Annotated in this window: 18 protein-coding genes; 15 read left to right on the forward strand and 3 right to left on the reverse strand. The window is 71.3% G+C overall.

The genetic code is table 11. The annotated features are described in order from the left end of the window. A partial coding sequence (locus tag VNT59_RS04910; protein ID WP_325497202.1) for an amino acid--tRNA ligase-related protein occupies positions 1-1,045 on the reverse strand: 1,045 nt, incomplete at its 3' end. Positions 1,046-1,130: 85 nt separating this feature from the next. Here VNT59_RS04910 and VNT59_RS04915 point away from each other — a divergent pair. The 14 genes from VNT59_RS04915 (at position 1,131) to VNT59_RS04980 (ending at position 16,688) form a co-directional block, all read left to right on the forward strand. Next, a complete protein-coding gene (locus tag VNT59_RS04915; RefSeq protein WP_325497203.1) occupies positions 1,131-2,594 on the forward strand; it encodes a lipid II flippase MurJ in 1,464 nt (487 codons plus the stop codon). An 11-nt stretch (positions 2,595-2,605) separates the two neighbouring features. Further along, positions 2,606-3,412 (forward strand): aldolase/citrate lyase family protein, encoded by an 807-nt coding sequence (locus VNT59_RS04920; protein WP_325497204.1) that lies wholly within the window; start codon positions 2,606-2,608, stop codon positions 3,410-3,412. Beyond that, positions 3,409-3,963: a sugar transferase gene (locus VNT59_RS04925; RefSeq protein WP_325497205.1), complete on the forward strand. Its 555-nt coding sequence runs from the start codon at positions 3,409-3,411 to the stop codon at positions 3,961-3,963. The genes VNT59_RS04920 and VNT59_RS04925 overlap by 4 nt, the downstream gene beginning before the upstream one ends. A gap of 2 nt (positions 3,964-3,965) precedes the next feature. Then, positions 3,966-5,756 (forward strand): asparagine synthase (glutamine-hydrolyzing), encoded by a 1,791-nt coding sequence (asnB, locus tag VNT59_RS04930; RefSeq protein WP_325497206.1) that lies wholly within the window; start codon positions 3,966-3,968, stop codon positions 5,754-5,756. Continuing rightward, the gene (locus VNT59_RS04935; RefSeq protein WP_325497207.1) at positions 5,753-6,952 is read left to right on the forward strand and encodes a UDP-glycosyltransferase; all 1,200 of its coding nucleotides are present in this window, start codon (positions 5,753-5,755) and stop codon (positions 6,950-6,952) included. The genes asnB and VNT59_RS04935 overlap by 4 nt, the downstream gene beginning before the upstream one ends. 52 nt (positions 6,953-7,004) lie before the next feature. Further along, the gene (locus VNT59_RS04940; RefSeq protein WP_325497208.1) at positions 7,005-8,318 is read left to right on the forward strand and encodes an N-acetyl sugar amidotransferase; all 1,314 of its coding nucleotides are present in this window, start codon (positions 7,005-7,007) and stop codon (positions 8,316-8,318) included. A gap of 155 nt (positions 8,319-8,473) precedes the next feature. Continuing rightward, entirely contained in the window at positions 8,474-9,253 is a 780-nt protein-coding gene (locus VNT59_RS04945) for an imidazole glycerol phosphate synthase cyclase subunit (protein WP_325497209.1), read from the forward strand. Next, positions 9,250-9,888 carry an imidazole glycerol phosphate synthase subunit HisH gene (gene hisH / locus VNT59_RS04950; RefSeq protein WP_325497210.1) on the forward strand — a complete coding sequence of 213 codons (639 nt, stop codon included), beginning with the start codon at positions 9,250-9,252 and terminating at the stop codon, positions 9,886-9,888. Before VNT59_RS04945 ends, hisH begins: the two co-directional genes overlap by 4 nt. A 9-nt stretch (positions 9,889-9,897) precedes the next feature. Then, positions 9,898-10,605: an acylneuraminate cytidylyltransferase family protein gene (locus VNT59_RS04955; protein WP_325497211.1), complete on the forward strand. Its 708-nt coding sequence runs from the start codon at positions 9,898-9,900 to the stop codon at positions 10,603-10,605. After that, the gene (neuB, locus tag VNT59_RS04960) at positions 10,598-11,626 is read left to right on the forward strand and encodes an N-acetylneuraminate synthase (protein WP_325497212.1); all 1,029 of its coding nucleotides are present in this window, start codon (positions 10,598-10,600) and stop codon (positions 11,624-11,626) included. The genes VNT59_RS04955 and neuB overlap by 8 nt, the downstream gene beginning before the upstream one ends. Next, on the forward strand, positions 11,623-12,765 hold the full coding sequence (neuC, locus tag VNT59_RS04965) for a UDP-N-acetylglucosamine 2-epimerase (protein WP_325497213.1): 1,143 nt from the start codon (positions 11,623-11,625) through the stop codon (positions 12,763-12,765). Before neuB ends, neuC begins: the two co-directional genes overlap by 4 nt. Beyond that, entirely contained in the window at positions 12,762-13,397 is a 636-nt protein-coding gene (locus VNT59_RS04970; RefSeq protein ID WP_325497214.1) for a NeuD/PglB/VioB family sugar acetyltransferase, read from the forward strand. The genes neuC and VNT59_RS04970 overlap by 4 nt, the downstream gene beginning before the upstream one ends. Next, positions 13,394-14,899 (forward strand): aminotransferase class I/II-fold pyridoxal phosphate-dependent enzyme, encoded by a 1,506-nt coding sequence (locus VNT59_RS04975; protein WP_325497215.1) that lies wholly within the window; start codon positions 13,394-13,396, stop codon positions 14,897-14,899. Before VNT59_RS04970 ends, VNT59_RS04975 begins: the two co-directional genes overlap by 4 nt. Next, positions 14,886-16,688, forward strand: a complete 1,803-nt coding sequence (locus VNT59_RS04980) for a nucleoside-diphosphate sugar epimerase/dehydratase (protein WP_325497216.1) — start codon at positions 14,886-14,888, stop codon at positions 16,686-16,688. Before VNT59_RS04975 ends, VNT59_RS04980 begins: the two co-directional genes overlap by 14 nt. A 5-nt stretch (positions 16,689-16,693) precedes the next feature. On the opposite strand, the gene VNT59_RS04985 is transcribed toward VNT59_RS04980, so the two are convergent. Continuing rightward, positions 16,694-17,323: an LON peptidase substrate-binding domain-containing protein gene (locus VNT59_RS04985; protein WP_325497217.1), complete on the reverse strand. Its 630-nt coding sequence runs from the start codon at positions 17,321-17,323 to the stop codon at positions 16,694-16,696. A 53-nt stretch (positions 17,324-17,376) separates the two neighbouring features. Here VNT59_RS04985 and VNT59_RS04990 point away from each other — a divergent pair, with 53 nt between their 5' ends. Continuing rightward, positions 17,377-17,925 (forward strand): YggT family protein, encoded by a 549-nt coding sequence (locus tag VNT59_RS04990; RefSeq protein ID WP_325497218.1) that lies wholly within the window; start codon positions 17,377-17,379, stop codon positions 17,923-17,925. Positions 17,926-18,030: 105 nt separating this feature from the next. On the opposite strand, the gene accD is transcribed toward VNT59_RS04990, so the two are convergent. Continuing rightward, entirely contained in the window at positions 18,031-18,903 is an 873-nt protein-coding gene (gene accD, locus VNT59_RS04995; protein WP_325497219.1) for an acetyl-CoA carboxylase, carboxyltransferase subunit beta, read from the reverse strand. Positions 18,904-18,905 lie beyond the last annotated feature (2 nt).

An 18,905-nucleotide genomic window follows, 5' to 3' on the forward strand; every position in this document is an offset into this window, starting at 1 on the left:
CCACGTTGTCGCCCGCGTCGCTGTGGCGCACGATGGCCTCGGGGATCGTCAGGCGCTCGAACGGCTTGGACAGGTCCACCTCGCGGCCGCTGTACGTCAGCTGCAGCGTGCCCACCGCCTTGGTGGCCGCGTCGCGCAGCAGTGCCTCGGTGAAGTCCATCAGGTCCTGGTAGTTCCAGTACGCCGCGTAGAACTCCATCATCGTGAACTCGGGGTTGTGGCGCACCGAGATGCCTTCGTTGCGGAAGTTGCGGTTGATCTCGAACACCCGCTCGAAGCCGCCGACGATCAGCCGCTTCAGATACAGCTCGGGCGCGATCCGCAGGAACATCTCCTGGTCCAGCGCGTTGTGGTGCGTCACGAAGGGCCGCGCGTTGGCGCCGCCGGGGATCGGATGCAGCATCGGCGTCTCGACCTCGAGGAAGCCGTGCGACACCATGAAGTCGCGGATGCTGCCCACCGCCTTGCTGCGCGCCACGAAGCGGTCGCGCGCGGTCTGGTCCATCATCAGGTCGAGGTAGCGCCGGCGGTACTTCACCTCCTGATCGGCGATCCCGTGGAACTTGTCCGGCAGCGGCCGCAGGCTCTTGGTGAGCAGGCGGATGCTGCTGGCCTGCAGCGACAGCTCGCCGGTGCGCGTCTTGAACAGCACGCCCTCGGCGGCGACGATGTCGCCCAGGTCCCACTGCTTGAACGCGGCGTAGGTCTCCTCGCCGACACCGTCGCGCGTGACGTAGATCTGGAAGCGCCCGGTCGCGTCCTGCAGGGTGGCGAAGCTCGCCTTGCCCATCACGCGTTTGAGCATCATCCGTCCGCCGATGCTGGCCTGGGTCGGATGTTCGGCCAGCTGCTCCGTGGACTTCGCGCCGTGGTGCGCCAGCAGGGCGGCCGCGCGATGGCCCGGCTTGAAATCGTTGGGGAAGGCGACGCCCTTGCCTTGGCGCTGCGCCTCGCGCAGGCCCTTGAGCTTCTCGCGCCGTTCGGCGATCAACTGGTTCTCGTCGGCGACGGGCGCGGCAGGAGCTTGGGAGGAATGGTCGGACATGAGGGGAGGGTGCGGGAATCGGCGGGCGAAAGCATGATTTTAGTTTGCAAGCGGTGCCCGCCCGCCGCCCCTCGATAATCCCGCCATGTTCCTCAAAGCCGGCGCCCTGTCGCTCGCCTTGCTGCTGGCCAGCCGCCTCCTCGGCCTGGGGCGCGAGTCGGCGCTGGCGGCCGCCTTCGGCACCTCGGGCCTGGCCGACGTCGCCGTGCTGATGCTGACCCTGCCCGATTGGGTGGCCGGCGTCCTGGCCAGCGGCGCCCTCGCCTATGTGCTGGTGCCGGCCTGGGCCGGCCAGGCGGCCGGGCAGGTGCATGCCACCGAGCGCCGCGTCGCCACGCGGCTGGTCGGCGCCGGCGTGCTGCTGGGCGTCCTGCTGGTGTTGTGGCGCCAGCCCGCGCTGCATTGGCTGGCGGCCGGCCTGCCGCCGGCGCTGCGCGGTGCCGGGGCCCAGGCGCTGGTCTGGAGCGCGATCGCCCTGCCGGCGGCGCTGCTGGCGGCGGTGTGGACGACCCGCCTGCAGCACGAACAGGACTTCACCGGCATGTATTCGGCCAACCTGGTCGTCAACGCGCTGTTGATCGGCGCGATCGCACTGACGGCGGCCGCGCCGCGCCAGTCGGCCGTCGGCTGGCTGGGCGGTGGACTGCTGGTGGCCATGCTGGCGCGGCTCGCGTGGCTGCGCTGGCGCGCGCGGCCGGCCGAGCCGCGGCGGCAGGCGCCAGCCGCCGCACCGGCGCTGCCGCGCACCAGCGTCTGGCTGTGGGCGGCGCTCTCGGCGGGACTGCCGCTGGCGCTGCCGTTCGCCGCCCGTTCGATCGCTTCGCAAGGCGGTGCCGGCGCGCTCGCCACCTTCAACTACGCCTGGAAGCTGGTGGAGCTGCCCCTCATGCTGGCGATCCAGGTGGTGGCGACGCTGGCGCTGCCGGCGATCGCCCGCGCCCTGGCCGGCCCGGACCTGGCGGCCGCGCGCGCGGCCGTGCGCAGCGCCTTTGCGCTGGCCTGGGCCCTGGCCTGCGGCGCAGCGGCGGCGCTGCTGGTGGGAGCGCCGGCGATCGCCGGGCTGCTCTTCGGCTGGGGCCGGATGGAGCCGGCGGCGCTGGCGCGCGTCGCGCAGTGGGGGACGCTGGGCGCCTGGAGCCTGCTGCCACAGGCGCTGATCGCCGTCACGCTGGCGGTGCTGGCGGCGCGTGGCCGGCTGAAGCCCGCGGTGCTGGGCTACGCGTTGGCGCTGGCGCTGCTGTTGCTGGCCGGCGGGTCCGGCTGGAGCGACGGCGCGGCATTGATGCTGCTGCTCGATGCGCTGTTCGCGATCGTCGCCGTCGTCGCCGTGGCGGCGGTCGGAGCGCAGGTGCGCGCATGGTTGCCGTGGCGGGCGATGGCGATCTCGCTGGGCGCGCTGCTGGCCGTGGCGGTGCTGACGCATTCCCTTGCCTCCTTCGCGGGCGCGGGCGTCTGGCCCGGGCTGGCCGCCGCCGCCGCCGCCGGGCTGCTGGTGCTGGCCATGACCTGGTGGGGCAGCGCCGATCTGCGCACGGCCCTCGCGCGATAATCGCTCGCTTCATGCTCGAACTGATCCAGATCACGAACGATCCCGGCTTCGCGCGCCGGTGCGATGAACTGGGCGGCTTTCGCCTCTTCGTCGACCTGGAGCGCCTGGGCAAGGCGCAGCGCCAGGCCGGCCGCAATACCTTCATCAGCGTGCACGAGGCAGCTGACGTCGCCCGCATCAAGCAGGTGCTGCGCCGGTCGCGGCTGATGGTGCGCGTCAACCCGCTGCACGAACGCACGGCGGACGAGGTGGCCGCGGCGCTGGCGGGCGGCGCCGACCTGCTGATGCTGCCGATGTTCACGCGCGCCGCGCAGCTGCGCGAGTTCGCCGGCATCGTCGCCGGCCGCGCCCCGATCGTGCCGTTGCTGGAGACGGCCGGCGCGCTCGAATCGCTCGACGAATGGGTCGCCACGCCGGGCCTGGGCGAGGTCTACGTCGGCCTCAACGACCTGCACCTTTCGCTGGGACACCGCTTCATGTTCGAGCCGCTGGCGCTCGGTCTGGTCGATCGCGTCGCCGCGGCCGCCGCTGGCGCCGGCCTGCCGTTCGGCTTCGGCGGCATCGCCCGCATGAACGAGGGGCAGGTGACCGGCCGCGACGTCCTTGCCGAGCACCTGCGGCTGGGCTCGGGCGCCGTGATCCTCTCGCGCACGTTCCATCGACCCGAGGACGCACTGCCGTTCGAAGCGGCGGTGGCGGACCTGCGCCAGGCCGAGCACCAGCTCGCGTCGCGCGACGCCGCGCAGGTCGAGGCCGACCGGGTGCGCATCGCCTCGACGATCCGCCAGGTGGCGGCGAGCCTGCCGCCGCTGCGATGAAGCGGGCCCTGGACGTCGTGGTGGCGCTGCTCGCCCTGGCGCTGCTGTCGCCCGTGCTGGCGCTGGTGGCGCTCGCCGTGCTGATCGAAAGCGGCCGGCCGGTGCTGTTCCGCCAGCAGCGGGTGGGCCTGGCAGGGCGCCAGTTCGGCATGTACAAGTTCCGCAGCATGGTTCACGACGCGGCCGCGATCGGCCCCTATTTCACCAGCGACAACGACCCGCGCATCACCCGGGTGGGCCGCTTCATCCGGCGCACCAGCCTGGACGAGCTGCCGCAGCTGTTCAACGTGATCGCCGGCGACATGAGCCTGGTCGGACCACGGCCCGACGTGCCGGCGCAGCGTGGTCTCTACACCGACGCGCAGTGGGCGCAACGCTGCAGCGTGCGGCCCGGGATCACCGGCCTCGCGCAGGCCATGCTGCGTTCGAGCGCGACGCCCGAAGAGCGTCTCGCGCTGGACCTGCGCTATGCGAGCGAGCACAGCGTGTGGCTGGACCTGCGCATCATGGCCAGGACCCTGGGTCGCCTGACCGGCAAGGGAGCCAACTAGCCATGTGCGGCATCTTCGGCTACTGGGACCGCACGCGGCGAGCGCTCGACGAGGCGGCAATCGCGGAGATGGGGCGCCAGCTCGTGCACCGGGGACCCGACGACGCCGGGGTGTGGCATCAGCCGCGGCGCGGCGTCGCCATCGGCAACCGGCGGCTGTCGATCATCGACCTGGCGCACGGCCACCAGCCGTTCGTCTCCGACGACGGACGGATCGCGGTGGTCCAGAACGGCGAGATCTTCAATTACGTGGAACTTGCCGCCGACCTGCGCCGTGCCGGCGTGGCGCTGCGGACCGCGTCGGACACCGAGGTCATCTTGCGGCTGTACGAACGCGAGGGGATCGCCTGTCTGTCCAGGCTGAACGGCATGTTCGCGATCGCCATCGACGATGCCCGCGAGGACGCGCTCTATCTCGCCCGGGACCGCATCGGCGTCAAGCCGCTCTACGTCGCCGACGATGGCGAACGCGCGGTCTTCGCTTCCGAACTCAAGGCGATGCTGCCGTGGACGGCGGCGCGGCGCGGCCTCGACGGGGTGGATCTCGAAGCCGTCCACCACTACCTGACCTTCAACTACATCCCGGCGCCGTGGACCATCTGGCAGGGCGTGCGGCACGTGATGCCGGGCACCTGGATGAAGTTCACGCGGCAGGGGGTGCAGACGCAGCGCTGGTGGAACCTCGCGGCGCAGCGCGAGCGGGACTGCGAATTCGGGGCCTGGGCCGAGGAGTTCATGGCCACGCTGGAAGACGCCACCCGCATCCGGCTGCGCGCCGACGTGCCATGGGGCGCGTTCCTGTCGGGCGGCGTCGACTCCAGCACGATCGTGGCCATGATGGCCCGGCATGTGCAGCAGCCGGTCAAGACGTTCTGCATCGGCTTCGCCGACCCGCGTTTCGACGAATCCGGGTTCGCCGCCGAAGCCGCGCACCGCTTCGGCTGCGAACACACCAGCGAGATTGCCGAGCTGAACATGCTGGATCGGTGGCCCCAGGTGCTGCACCACCTCGACCAGCCGCACGGCGATGCCTCCTTCATGCCGACGCTGCGGGTGAGCGAACTGGCCGCGCGGCATGTCAAGGTCGTGCTCACCGGCGACGGCGGTGACGAGCTGTTCGCCGGCTACGAGAAATACGCCGACTTCTTCGCGCGACCCGAGGCGGCGGCGCTGGACGAAGCGGCGTTCCGGCGCGCCTACTTCGATTCGATTTCGCTGTTCTCGCCGCAGGCCAAGAACGATCTCTACACGCCGGCGGTCGCGGCGCGTCTGGCCGCCATCGACAGCTTCCGGGCCGCGGCCCAGCCCTGGTTCGAGCAGGCCGCGCATTTCGATCGGCTCAATCAGGCCCTCTACCTGGACATGCAGCTGCTGCTGTCGGGCAACAACCTGGTGAAGCCGGACCGGATGGGCATGGCGGTCTCGATCGAGGCCCGCACGCCGTTTCTGGACTGGCGGATGATGGAGCTGGCCTTCCGCTCGCGCGGTGCGACCAAGCTGCACGGCGGCGACAAGAAGCACTGGTACAAGCGGGCCGTTGCGCCGCTGATCGGGGACGACCTGGCGTACCGGCGCAAGCAGATGTTCACGGTGCCGGTCGGCGAGTGGTTCCGCCGCGACAGCTACCCCTGGCTGCGCGACACCCTGCGCGGCTCAGAGCTGCTACGGCGGCTGTTCCGGTCCGAGCCGGTCGAGGCCATGCTGGCGGCGCATCGCGAGGGAACCGCCAACCGCACGCGCGAACTGCGGGCCCTGGCCGCGCTGGCGCTGTGGTCGGCCGAGTTCGCGCCATGAAGCAGGTTCTGTTCGTCTGCTACGGCTCGGGCCATGTGCGGATGGTGGTGCCGGTCGCCGCCGCCCTGCGGGCGCGGGGCCTGGCGCAGGTGCAGATCCTGGCGCTCACCACGGCGGCGCCGGTGGTGCGGGCCGCCGGCCTGCCGCTGCTGCAGTTCAGGGATTTCATCCAGCCGGGCGACGAGCCGGCGCTGCGGCGCGGCCGCGAGCTGGTCGCCCAATTGCAGGGCGTGCAGGACCTGGCCGAGAGCGAAGCCTATCTGGGCCTGTCCTTCGCCGACCTCGAAGCGGAACTGGGCGAGGCCGAGGCGCGGCGGCGCTACGCGCAGCTGGGCCGGCAGGCCTTCCTGCCGGTGCGCACGCTGACCCGGATCCTGGAGCGCACCCGGCCGGACCTGCTGGTGGTCACGAACTCGCCCCGGGCCGAGCGGGCTGCCGCCATCGCCGCCGGCCGCGCCGGCATTCCCGGTGTCTGCATGGTCGACCTGTTCGCCATCGACGAGGTGCGCTGGATCGGTGCCGCCGATTACGCGCAGCGGGTGTGCGTGCTCAACGAGCAGGTGCGCGACTTCCTGGTCGGCGCCGGCCGCCGCCCGGAGCAGGTCGTGGTGACCGGCAACCCGGCCTTCGATGCCTTGACCGACCCCGGGACCGCGCGCCGCGGCCGCGAGCTGCGGCTGCAGCAGGGCTGGGACGGTCGGCGGGTGGTGCTGTGGCCGACGCAGGTGGAACCGGCGGTCCATCCGTTCGACGGCTCGCCAGGCGACCCGGACCTCCCCGTACGCGCGCTGGACCGGCTGGCACGGTGGACGCTGGCGCAGCCCGACGCGGTGCTGTGCGTGCGTCCGCGCGCGGGTGAAGCGCCGCCGGCGCTGCCTGCCAGCGACCGCATCGTCCTGACCGGTCAGGACTGGCCCTTGCCGGAACTGCTGCACGCCGTCGACACCGCGGTCACCTTGACGTCCACGGTCGGTCTCGAGGCTCATCTGTGCGGCGCCAGGCTCATCCAGGTGCTGGGGTCCGTGTTCCAATCGGCCATGCCGCTGGCCCGCTTCGGGATCGCCGATGCGGCGGTGCCGCTGTCGGGGCTGGCGCCGGCCCTCGACGAATGGACCCGCCAGCCGCGCCGGGCCGGGCCGGCCGCGTCCGCCAGCGCCACCGAGCGCGTGCTGGGCGTCCTGACCGAATTTCTATAATCGCCTTTTCATCGCGGCCGCCTCGAACGGGGCCTGAACGCCCGCTCACCCGATGCCATTGATCCCCAATCCGAAGCCCGTCGACCCTGCCGCGTTCGACGCCCCGCAGGACCGCGCCGACATCAAGTACGGCCTGCCGCGCTACGTCCACTTCTGCAAGCGCTGCGTGATCTCCAACCAGCGGCCGAATTCGGCCGTGGAGTACCAGCACACCAAGGCGAGCCGCAAGGCGACCATCGCCTTCGACGAGGAAGGCATCTGCGACGCCTGCCGCTACGCCGAGCAGAAGCAGGCCACCATCGACTGGAAGCAGCGCGAAGACCAGCTGGCCGCGCTGTGCGACAAGTTCCGCAGCAAGTCGGGGTACGACTGCCTGGTGCCGGGCTCGGGCGGCAAGGACAGCTTCTATGCGTCGCACGTCCTGAAGACCCGCTTCGGCATGCACCCGCTCACCTGCACCTGGGCGCCGCATGTCTACACCGAATGGGGCTGGAAGAACTTCCAGTCGTGGCTGCACGCCGGCTTCGACAACTACCTGATGACGCCGAACGGGCGGGTGCACCGCTTGCTGACGCGCCTGGCGGTGGAGAACCTGTTCCATCCGTTCCAGCCGTTCATCTTCGGCCAGAAGTCGCTGGCGCCGAAGATGGCGCTGCTGCACGACATTCCGTTCGTGATCTACGGCGAGAACGAGGCCGAATACGGCAACCCGATCGGCGACACCAACAGCGCCAGGCGCGACTGGTCGTACTTCACGTCGGCGGACAAGTCGCAGATCTATCTGGGCGGCACGTCGGTGCAGAGCCTGTACGACGACTTCGGGCTCGAGGAGCAGGACCTGCTGCCCTACCTGCCGGCCGACCCGGCGCAGATCGAGAAGAAGAACGTTGAGGTGCACTACCTCGGCTACTACCTGAAGTGGCATCCGCAGAGCTGCTACTACTACGCGGTCGAGCACGGCGGCTTCGAGGCCTCGCCCGAGCGCACGCCGGGCACCTACAGCAAGTACAACAGCATCGACGACCGGATCGACGACTTCCACTACTACACGACGTACACCAAGTTCGGCATCGGCCGCGCCACCTACGACGCGGCGCAGGAAATCCGCTCGGGCGACATCACGCGCGACGAGGGCGTGGCGCTGGTGCGCCGCTACGACGGCGAGTTCCCGGAGCGCTTCGCCGACGAGATCTTCCGCTACCTCAGCATCCCCGAGCGCGAGTTCCCGCAGGCCTCGAAGATGTTCGAGTCGCCGCTGATCGACCGCGGCTACTTCATGCGGCTGGCCGACACCTTCCGCTCGCCGCACCTGTGGAAGCGCGAAGCCGGCCAATGGAAGCTGCGCCACACGGTCTGGCAGGAGTAACGAGCCGTGAGTCGTCTTCGCACGCGTCGATCTCTTGAACGCAGAGGACGCGATGGATCCGCAGAGGGCGCAGCGACGCCCCGGAAAATCTTCAGGCATTTCTCTGCGTCATCTCTGCGTCCTCTGCGTTCAAGGGCTTTTGGGCCACGCCACCCATGAGCCATGTCCGCATCATCGCGAGGCTGGACATCAAGGGGCCGAACCTGATCAAGGGCGTGCACCTGGAGGGCCTGCGCGTGGTCGGCGATCCGCACGAGCACGCGCTGCGCTACTACGAGGAGGGCGCCGACGAACTGCTGTTCATCGACATCGTCGCCAGCCTCTACCAGCGCAACAACCTGTCGGACATCATCAAGCGCGCCGCCGACCGGGTGTACGTGCCGATCACCGTCGGCGGCGGCGTCCGCTCGCTCGACGACGTCAGCCGCATGATGCATTCAGGGGCGGACAAGGTCGCGATCAACACGGCGGCCATCGGCCGGCCGGAACTGGTGACCGAGGTCGCGCGGCGCTACGGCTCGCAATGCATGGTGCTGGGGATCGAGGCCAAGCGCGTGGCGCCCGACCGCTGGGAAGCCTACACCGACAACGGCCGCGAGCGCACCGGCCAGGACGTCGTGGCCTGGGCCAGGCGCGGGGTCGAACTCGGCGCGGGCGAGATCCTGCTCACTTCGGTGGACCAGGAGGGCACCCGCAAGGGCTTCGACATTGCGCTGGTGCGCCAGGTGTGCGACGCCGTCAACGTGCCGGTCACCGCGAGCGGCGGCTTCGGCCGGCCCGAGGATCTGGCGGCGGTCGGCGCCACCGGGGTCTCCGGCATCGCGATCGCCGACGCGCTGCACTGGAAACGGATGACGTTGGCGCAGATCAAGGCCCACGCGCTGGCCGCGGGACTGGACGTGCGGCAGGGCGCCGGCGAGCAGGTGCGACCATGAGCGTGCCGGTCACGGTAATCGACTACGGCATCGGCAACCAGCTCAACGTGCTGCGGGCGCTGGAGCACTGCGGCGCCGCCGTGAGGGTCGTGCAGCGGGCGAGCGCCGCGGACCTCGACGCGCCGCGACTGGTGCTGCCCGGCGTCGGCGCGTTCGGCGATGCCATGGCCGAACTGCGGGCGCGCGGCTTCGACGACCTCGTGCGGCGCTTCGTGCAGACCGGGCGGCCCTTCCTGGGCATCTGTGTCGGCCTGCAGGTGCTGTTCGAGCGCAGCGAGGAGATGGGGCGGCACGAAGGCCTCGGCCTGCTGCGCGGCGAGGTGCGCGCGGTGCCGGCGACCGGGGTCGACGGGCGGCCGCACCGCATCCCGCACATCGGCTGGCGGCCGCTCGTACCGGCCGCGCCGTGGGACGGGACGATGCTCGCCGACGCGCACGCGGGCGACCGCGTGTATTTCGTCCATTCCTTTTCGGCGCAGCCGGCCGATCCCGGCGTGCGGCTGGCCGACGTGGACTACGACGGCCATGCGATCTGCGCGGCGGTGCACCGCGACAACCTGCACGGCTGCCAGTTCCATCCCGAGCGCAGCGCCGGGACCGGCCTCGCCGTGCTGCGGCGCTTTCTCGCGCTGTGAGGTGAGCCCGTGGCCGGACGCACCATCGCCACCATCTGCGCCCGCGGCGGCAGCAAGGGCCTGCCGGGCAAGAACATCCGCCCCTTTGCCGGCCGGCCGCTGATCGAGCACACCATCGCCCACGCGCTCGGCTGCGCCGCCGTCGACGGCGTGTACGTGTCGACCGACGACGAGCGGATCGCCGACGTGGCGCGCCGCGCCGGCGCCACCGTGCCCTACCTGCGGCCGGCGGAACTCGCGACCGACCACGCCGGCAAGCTGCCGGTGATCGAACATCTCGTCGCGCACCTCGAGGGCGCCGGCGAGCAGATCGCGCGCATCGTCGACCTGCAGCCGACGTCGCCGCTGCGCGAGAGCGCCGACATCGCGGCGGCGCTCGCGGTGCGCCGCGACGCCGACCTCGTCTTCAGCGTCGCCGAAGCGGCCGACAACCCGTATTTCAACCTGGTGGAGCCGGGCGCCGACGGCTGGGTGCACCTGAGCAAGGGGCAGGGCAGCGGCCGGCGCCAGGACGTCCCGCCGGTCTATGCCCTCAATGGCTCGATCTACGTGTGGCAGCGCGCGGCGCTGGCCCGCGCCGCGACGCACGGCATGTGGAGCGTGCACGCGGCCGTGTACGTGATGCCGCGCTGGAAGTCGGTGGACATCGACACCCTCGAGGATTTCGACTACGCGCAGTGGCTGGCCGCGCGCCGCGCCGGAGGCATGCATGGCTGAACACGTGTTCGTGATCGCCGAGGCGGGCGTGAACCACAACGGCGATCTGGCGATGGCCTTGCGGCTGTGCGACGCTGCCAAGGCCGCGGGCGCGGACGCCGTGAAGTTCCAGACCTTCCGCGCCGAGGACCTGGTGCTGCCGGGCGCCCCCACCGCCGAATACCAGGCGCGCCAGACCGGGCAGCAGGACCAGTTCGCGATGCTGCAGCAGCTGGAGCTGTCGCTGCCCCAACACCGGGCGATCAAGCAGCACTGCGATGCGATCGGCATCGAGTTCTTCTCCACGCCCTTTTCGGTGGCCGCCGTGGACATGCTGGTGCAGCTGGGCGTGCGCCGGATCAAGCTGTCGTCGGGCGAGATCACCCATCGCGCGCTGGTGGAGCGCGCCGCCTCGGCGCGCCTGCCGCTGCTGGTCTCCACCGGCATGGCGACCATGGACGAGATCCGCGAGGCGCTGCAGTGGATCGGCGCGGCGCGCGGCGACCTGCGCGAGGTCACCGTCCTGCATTGCACCTCCGCCTATCCGGCGCCGGACGAGGCGCTCAATCTCAACGCGATCCGCAGCATGGCGCGCGACCTGCAGGTCGCGATCGGCTATTCGGATCACAGCCTGGGTATCGAAGCGGCGCTGGCGGCCGTGGCGCTCGGCGCGTCGGTCGTCGAGAAGCACCTGACGCTGGACCGAACCCTGCCCGGGCCCGACCACAGTGCATCGCTGGAGCCCGCCGGGTTCCGCGACCTGGTCGGCGGCATCCGCCGCGTGAGCGCCATGCTCGGCGACGGCGTGAAGGCGCCGTCACCGCAGGAGCGCGACACGGCGCGCGTCGCGCGCCGCAGCATCGTCGCGGCGACCGACATCGCCGCCGGCGCGGCCGTCACCGCCGAGATGCTCGCCTGCCGGCGCCCGGCCACCGGCATCGCGCCGCGCGAGCTGCCGGCCGTCGTGGGCCGCCGGGCCAGGCGGGCAATCGCCGCCGGCACGGTCCTGCAATGGGACCAGCTCGAAGGCGCCGCGCCATGACCGCCGCGGCGCGCCGCGTCATCTATTTGAGCGGGACCCGGGCCGACTTCGGCCTGATGGAGCGCGCGCTCGGACGCATCGCCGGCCGGCCGGACCTGTCGCTGCAGGTCGCGGTCACCGGCATGCATCTGAGTCCGGACCACGGCAACACGGTGCAGGACATCCGCGCGGCCGGCCTGCCCATCTTCGCCGAGATCCCGCTGGACATGCGCACCCGCACGCCGGCGAGCATGGCGCTGGGCATCGCCGAGTGCCTGCGCGGGATCACGCCGGTGCTGGATCGCGAGCGCCCGGATTTTCTGCTGGTGCTCGGCGATCGCGGCGAGATGCTGGCGGGCGCGATCGCGGCGCTGCATGTGGGCGTGCCCTGCGTCCACGTGCACGGCGGCGAGCGCTCCGGCACGGTGGACGAGCCGGTGCGGCACGCGATCAGCAAGTTGAGCGCCTACCATTTCGTGGCCACGCAGGAGTCGCGCGAGCGCCTGCTGCGCATGGGCGAGGACGACGCGCGGGTCTTCGTCACCGGCGCGCCCGGGCTGGACGGCCTGGCCGAGCTGGCCTCGATGTCGCGCCAGGATTGCCTGGCCCAGCTCGGATTGCCGGGCCCGGCGGAATTCTTCCTGGTGCTCTTTCACCCGGTCGTGCAGCAGGCCGCCAACGCGGGCGAGCAGACGCAGGCGCTGGTCGAGGCCGTGCGCCGCGTCGGGTTGCCCGCGGTCTGGCTGGAGCCGAATGCCGACGCCGGCTCGCGCGGGATCCTGGACGTGCTCGGGCGCGGCGGCTTGCCGCCCGGATCGCGGCGCCTGACGCATATGCCGCGCGCGCTGTTCGCGTCGGCGCTGCGGCATTGCGCGGCGCTGGCCGGCAATTCCTCGGCGGGCATCATCGAGGCGGCGACCTTCGGCACGCCGGTCGTCAATGTCGGCGATCGCCAGCGGCTGCGCGAGCGCAACCCCAACGTCACCGACGCGGTGCCCGACGCCGCGGCGATCGAGGCGGCGCTGCGCGGCGCCGTCGCCCACGGCAAATGGCCGTGTGACAATCGCTGGGGCGACGGCAGGGCGGGCGAGCGCATCGCCGAGCTGCTGGCCACGCTCCCCTGCGGGCCGCGCCTGCTGGAAAAAGTCAACGTCTATTGAAGCTGGAGGGGCTGGACTCGGTGTCGACCTTGCTGATTTTCGGGGCCGGCGGCCACGGCCGCGTCGTGGCCGACGCAGCGCTCGCCAGCGGCGGTTGGTCGCGCGTGATCGCCACCGACCGCGACCCGCAGCGCTGCCGGGGCGAACTGTTGCCCGGCGTCGCGCTGCTGCCGGTCGATGAAGCCGCCGCCCTCGCGGACGCCGTGCACATCGCCATCGGCGACGCGGCGAGCCGGCGCAAGGAAGCCGGTGCGCTTGGCGGCAAGTCGCTCGCCACCGTCGTCCATCCGCGCGCCAGCGTCGCCGGGCACGCGAGCGTCGGGCCGGGCTGCTTCGTCGCGGCGCAGGCCGTGGTGGCACCGGGCGCGCGACTCGGCCGGGCCGTCATCGTGAACCATGGCGCCGTGGTGGACCACGACGTGCAGGTCGGAGACTTCTGCCACATCGCGCCGCTCGCGGCCCTGGGCGGCGCCGTCGACGTCGGCAGCGACGTGCTGGTCGGCAGCGGCGCGACCGTCCTGCCGCGGGTGCGGGTGGGCAGCAACGTGGTCATCGGCGCGGGCGCCGCGGTGTGCGGGAACTTGCCGGCCGCCGGCCGCTACGCGGGCGTGCCGGCGCGGAGACTGAAATGAACGCAGACGAATTCGCGGCCTTGTGCATGCCGGCGTCGACCACGCTGCGCGCGGCGCTCGCCGCCCTGAACCGGACCGCGCGCGGCGTGCTGCTGGTGCTGCATCCCGATGGTCGGCTGCGGCGCACGCTGACCGACGGTGACCTGCGGCGCGCGGCGCTCGGTCACGTGAGCGAGAACGCCGCGATCGCGGACCTGCCCGAGCAGCCGCCGATCACGCTGGCGACCAGCGCCACGATGTCGGCAGGCCTGGCGCTGCTCGACCAGCACCAGATCGATCACCTCCCGGTGGTGGATGCCGCCGGCCGGCCGGTGGACGTCATGTTCCGGCGCGATCTGACGCAGCGGGTGTGGCTGTCCTCGCCGCACCTGGGCGAGGAGGAGACGGCCTTCGTCGAGGACGCGTTCCGCACCAACTGGATTGCCCCGCTGGGCCCGCACGTCGACGGCTTCGAGCGCGAACTGGCGGCGCACGTGGGCGTCGGCCACGCGGCGGCGGTGAGTTCGGGGACGGCAGCGATCCACCTGGCGCTGCTGTTGCTGGGCGTGCGCCCGGGCGACACGGTGTTCTGCTCTTCGCTCACCTTCGTGGGCAGCTGCAATCCGATCCTGTACTGCGGCGCGCGGCCGGTGTTCATCGACTCCGAACCGCAGACCTGGAACATGTCGCCGCCGGCGCTCGAGCGCGCCCTCGAATGGGCCAAGCGCGAGGGGCGCCTGCCGCGGTGCGTGATCGTGGTCAACCTGTACGGCCAGAGCGCCGACATGGAGGCGATCCTGCCGCTGTGCGAGCGGTATGGCGTGCCGGTGCTGGAAGACGCCGCCGAATCGCTGGGGGCGCGCTATCGCGGCCGCGCCAGCGGCACGTTCGGGCGCATCGGCATCTATTCGTTCAACGGCAACAAGATCATCACCACTTCCGGCGGCGGCATGCTGGTGGCCGACGATGGGGCGCTGGTCGAACGGGCGCGCAAGCTCGCCACGCAGGCGCGCGAGCCGGCGCCGCACTACGAACACGTCGAGGTCGGCTTCAACTACCGCATGAGCAACGTGCTCGCGGGCATCGGGCGCGGCCAGTTGAAGGTGCTGGAGCAGCGGGTGGCGCAGCGCCGCCAGGTGTTCGAGACCTACCGCACCGAACTGGCCAGCGCCGGGCCGCTGCTGCAGTGGATGCCGGAGCCCGAGGGTTTCCATTCGACCCGGTGGCTGACCTGCTTCACCCTGGCGGGCGAGCGCGGACGCGAGCGCCGCGACCTGGTGCTGCGCTCGCTCGAGCGGCACGCCATCGAGGCGCGCCCGGTGTGGAAGCCGATGCACCTGCAGCCGCTGTTCCACGGCGCGCCGTACTTCGGGCACCAGGGCGGCGACGTGTCGGGGCAGCTGTTCGAATCCGGCGTCTGCCTGCCGTCGGGATCCAACCTGACGACCGACCAGCAGCAGCGGGTGATCGACGAACTGCGGCGCGCCCTCGCCATCGCGGAGGATGCGGGTGCGGTTGCCTAGAAACACGGTGCTGCTGCTGGCGGTCGATCTCGCGCTGGTGCTGCTGGCCGGCTGGGGCGCCTTCTGGCTGCGATTCAATTTCGACATTCCGCCCGACTACGCGCGGCTTGCGCTGCGGGCCGCGCCGTGGAGCCTGGCCGGCTACACGCTGGCGCTGCTGCTGTCGCGCGTCTATCGGCAGGTCTGGAGCTACATCGGTCTGCCCGAGCTGCGGCAACTCGCCGCCGGCATCCTGCTGGGCGGGCTGCTCACGGCGGCTGCCGTGCTGATGCAGCGCCTGCCCGATTTCCCGCGCTCGGTGCTGCTGCTGCAGCCCCTGATCGCGCTGGTGCTGCTCGGCGCGGCCCGCGCCGGCTGGCGTACGCTCGCCGAGCGGCGGACGGCGGGGCCGGGCGGGCGCCGGCTGGTCATCGTCGGCTACCTGCAGGACGCGTCGGACGCGTTGCGGGCGCTCAAGGGGTCGCAGCAGTGGCAGCCGGTCGGCATCGTCTCGCCGGCCCGCGCCGAGGTCGGCCGCTCGATCCAGAACGTGCGCGTGCTGGGCCAGCTCGCGTCGCTGGCGGACATCTGCGAGTCGGCGCAGGCCGCCGCGGCGCTGATCGCCAGCCCGCCCGGCTCGCCCGAGCGGCAGCAGGCGCTCCTGGGTTCCGCCGGCGCGCAGCTGACCTTGCTGACGATGCCGCGTCCCGACGAATGGCTGAAGACCGACAGCCCCGGGCCGCGCAAGATCGAGCTCGAAGACCTGCTCGGTCGCAGCCCGGTGCAGCTCGACGCGGCGGGGCTGGCGGACCTGTTCTCGGGCCAGACGGTGCTGGTCACCGGCGCCGGCGGCTCGATCGGCTCCGAGCTGTGCCGGCAGGTGGCGCGCTTCGGAGTGGGGCGCCTGGTGTGCGTCGACGTCTCCGAATATGCGATCTACCAGCTCGAACAGGAGCTGCGCGCGGCGCATCCGCAGATGCAGGGCAGCTACTACACGGCGAACGTGCGCGAAGTGGAGCGGCTGCGCGCGATCGCGCTGCAGCACCGTCCGGCGGTCGTGCTCCATGCGGCGGCCTACAAGCACGTGCCGCTGATGGAAGAGCTCAACGAGATCGAGGCGTTGCGGACCAACGTCGTCGGCACGCTCAACGCGGCGCGCGTGGCCGGCGAATGCGGCGCGCGGCGCTTCGTGATGATTTCCACCGACAAGGCCGTGAACCCGACCAACGTGATGGGCGCGAGCAAGCGCCTGGCGGAGCTGATGGTGCAGGGGGCGGCCGCGCAGCACCCGGCGACGCAGTACGTGTCGGTGCGCTTCGGCAACGTGCTGGGCTCCAGCGGCTCGGTGGTGCCGCTGTTCGCCGCGCAGATCGCGCGCGGCGGGCCGGTCACCGTCACCCATCCCGACATCGTTCGCTACTTCATGACGATCCCGGAGGCGGCGCAGCTGGTGCTGCAGGCCGGGCTGATGGGAAGTTCGGGCCAGATCTTCGTGCTGGACATGGGCGAGCCGGTAAAGATCGTGGAGCTCGCGCGGATGCTGATCCGGCTTTCGGGCAAGACCGAGGAGGAGATCCCGATCAGCTACACCGGCCTGCGGCCGGGGGAGAAGCTGTTCGAGGAACTGCTGGCCGACGACGAGACGACCGAGCCGACGCCGCACCCGAAGCTGCGCGTGGCCAAGACCAGCGGTCCGACGGCGGACGTCGCCGCGGTGACGTGCTGGATCGACCAGGCCGGCCCGGCGCCCGACTCGTTCGCCGTGCGCCAGTGGCTGCGCAGCCAGGTGCCGGAGTACGCGCCGCGCTAGGGGCGCTACTTGGCGATGCCGGTGCGCGCCAGCACGTCGCTGACCAACTCCAGGCGCACCAGCGGGTTGTCCAGCTCCATCAGCCGCTGCTTCACGGTGTTCGGCAACGGCAGCAACTCGCACCAGCGGTTGGCCACCCAGCCGCACTCGTCCAGCCGCCATGGCGGCTGCAGCGGCAGCTCGCTGCCGACGGTCTTTTGCTGCAGGGACTCGATCAGCTTGCGCAGCGCGTCGGCCGTCGGCTGCAGGTCGGTTGGAATGGGCACGGCGCGGTCGTCCGGCAGCCGTTCGACGTCGCCCACCCACAGGCCGTGCCGGAGCTGGTCGCGTCGCGTGATCCGAAAGCGCTGCGTGCCGCTGGCGCGAACCATCATGAGGCCCGGCTGCGGCGTTTCCAGGTGCGTGATGGTCGCCAGGGTGCCGACCTGGCAGAAGGCCTCGGAGCGACCGGGCTGGCGCACTTCGCTGCCTTGCGTGAGGCACACGACACCGAACGGCGCGCCGGCGCGCCGGCAGCGGCCGATCATGTCCAGATAGCGCACTTCGAAGATGCGCAGCGGCAGCAGGCCGCCCGGAAACAGGACCGCGCCCAGCGGAAACAACGGCAGCGACTGCAAAGTGAGGACGGGGGGCATCGAATTCCCGGTGGCTGGCCGCTATCATCCCATGAGCCACTTCACCGGAGCGTATGGGCTATCAAATCCTTTCCTTCCTGCTGGACGTCGCCGCCGGCCTGCTTGGCGGCGCGTGCCTGCTGCGGCTCTACATGCAGTGGCAGCGCGTCCCGTTCGGCAATCCCCTCGGACGCTTCGTCTTCGCGCTCACGGACTGGCTGGTCCTGCCGCTGCGGCGCATCCTGCCTGCCATCAAGCGGATCGACACGGCGAGCCTGGTGGCCGCCTTCCTGGTCCAGTTGCTGCAAGTGGTCCTGCTCTGGCTCGTCGCCGGCCAGCCGGGTTCGGCCGCGCTGTTGCCGCTGCTGGCCGTCTTCGAACTGCTCAAGCTCGCGATCTCGGCGCTCACGGCGCTCGTGATCGTCTATGCGGTGCTGTCGTGGGTGAACGCGGATTCGCCGATGGCCGACGTGATCGATCGTCTTTGCGCGCCGCTGCTGCGGCCCTGGCGGCGCATCATCCCGCTGGTCGGCGGCGTCGACCTGTCGCCGCTGGTGTTCCTGCTCGTGCTGCAGGTGGCGTCGATCGTGATTTCGGCGCTGCAGGCGGGGGCGATGCACTAGTCGCGGGCGGGTCGTCCCGGCCCACAGCCGGGAGGCACGGGACGGCGGGCCGAGCGGCACGCCCTGGCGCCGCCACGCAGCGTCGTCGCGACCCGGCCGGCGAGCTCAGCTCACCGCGTCGGCCGGCTGCCGCTGCAGCATCGCCAGCGCGTGCGCCACGGTCTTGCGCAGCTCGCGGCGGTCGCAGATGAAGTCGACCGCGCCCTTGGCCTGCAGGAACTCGGCGCGCTGGAAGCCCTCGGGCAGCGTCACGCGCACCGTCGACTCGATCACGCGCGGGCCGGCAAAGCCGATCAGCGCCTTCGGCTCGGCGATGACGATGTCGCCGACGAACGCGAAGCCGGCGCTGACGCCACCCATGGTCGGGTCGGTCAGCACGCTGATGTAGGGCAGGCCCTTCTTCGCCAGCCGCGTCAGCGCCGCATTGGTCTTGGCCATCTGCATCAGCGAGAGCAGACCCTCCTGCATCCGCGCGCCGCCGGTGGCGGTGAAGCAGATGAACGGCACCTTCTGCTCGATCGCGGACTCGACGCCGCGCACGAAGCGCTCGCCGACGACGCTGCCCATGCTGCCGCCCATGAAGTCGAATTCGAAGGCGGCGGCGACCACGCTGATGCTGTGGACGGCGCCGCCCATCACGATGAGCGCGTCGGTCTCGCCGGTGTTCTCCAGTGCTTCCTGCAGGCGCTCGGGATAGCGGCGGCTGTCCTTGAATTTCAGCGCGTCGACCGGCAGCACTTCCTGGCCGATCTCGTAGCGGCCTTCCGGGTCGAGGAAGCGGTCGAGGCGGGCGCGCGCGCCGATGCGGTGGTGGTGGCTGCAGCTGGGGCAGACATTCTGGTTCTGCTCGAGATCGGTCTTGTACAGGACGGTCTCGCAGCTCGGGCACTTGACCCACAGGCCTTCGGGAACCTGCCGGCGGTCCGCCGGGTCGGTCCGCTGGATCTTGGGCGGCAGCAGTTTTTCGAGCCAGCTCATCG

This window comes from Ramlibacter sp. (assembly GCF_035554825.1).
Taxonomy (GTDB): domain Bacteria; phylum Pseudomonadota; class Gammaproteobacteria; order Burkholderiales; family Burkholderiaceae_C; genus Ramlibacter.

Bases quoted from the DNA above. Each gene is read 5' to 3' on its own strand.
- VNT59_RS04925 (WP_325497205.1), top strand. From the start codon at position 3,409: ATGAAGCGGGCCCTGGACGTCGTGGTGGCGCTGCTCGCCCTGGCGCTG.
- neuC (WP_325497213.1), top strand. From the start codon at position 11,623: ATGACCGCCGCGGCGCGCCGCGTCATCTATTTGAGCGGGACCCGGGCC.
- VNT59_RS04945 (WP_325497209.1), top strand. From the start codon at position 8,474: ATGAGCCATGTCCGCATCATCGCGAGGCTGGACATCAAGGGGCCGAAC.
- VNT59_RS04915 (WP_325497203.1), top strand. From the start codon at position 1,131: ATGTTCCTCAAAGCCGGCGCCCTGTCGCTCGCCTTGCTGCTGGCCAGC.
- VNT59_RS04990 (WP_325497218.1), top strand. From the start codon at position 17,377: ATGGGCTATCAAATCCTTTCCTTCCTGCTGGACGTCGCCGCCGGCCTG.
- VNT59_RS04985 (WP_325497217.1), bottom strand. From the start codon at position 17,323: ATGCCCCCCGTCCTCACTTTGCAGTCGCTGCCGTTGTTTCCGCTGGGC.
- asnB (WP_325497206.1), top strand. From the start codon at position 3,966: ATGTGCGGCATCTTCGGCTACTGGGACCGCACGCGGCGAGCGCTCGAC.
- VNT59_RS04975 (WP_325497215.1), top strand. From the start codon at position 13,394: ATGAACGCAGACGAATTCGCGGCCTTGTGCATGCCGGCGTCGACCACG.
- accD (WP_325497219.1), bottom strand. From the start codon at position 18,903: ATGAGCTGGCTCGAAAAACTGCTGCCGCCCAAGATCCAGCGGACCGAC.
- VNT59_RS04935 (WP_325497207.1), top strand. From the start codon at position 5,753: ATGAAGCAGGTTCTGTTCGTCTGCTACGGCTCGGGCCATGTGCGGATG.
- VNT59_RS04940 (WP_325497208.1), top strand. From the start codon at position 7,005: ATGCCATTGATCCCCAATCCGAAGCCCGTCGACCCTGCCGCGTTCGAC.
- hisH (WP_325497210.1), top strand. From the start codon at position 9,250: ATGAGCGTGCCGGTCACGGTAATCGACTACGGCATCGGCAACCAGCTC.
- neuB (WP_325497212.1), top strand. From the start codon at position 10,598: ATGGCTGAACACGTGTTCGTGATCGCCGAGGCGGGCGTGAACCACAAC.
- VNT59_RS04920 (WP_325497204.1), top strand. From the start codon at position 2,606: ATGCTCGAACTGATCCAGATCACGAACGATCCCGGCTTCGCGCGCCGG.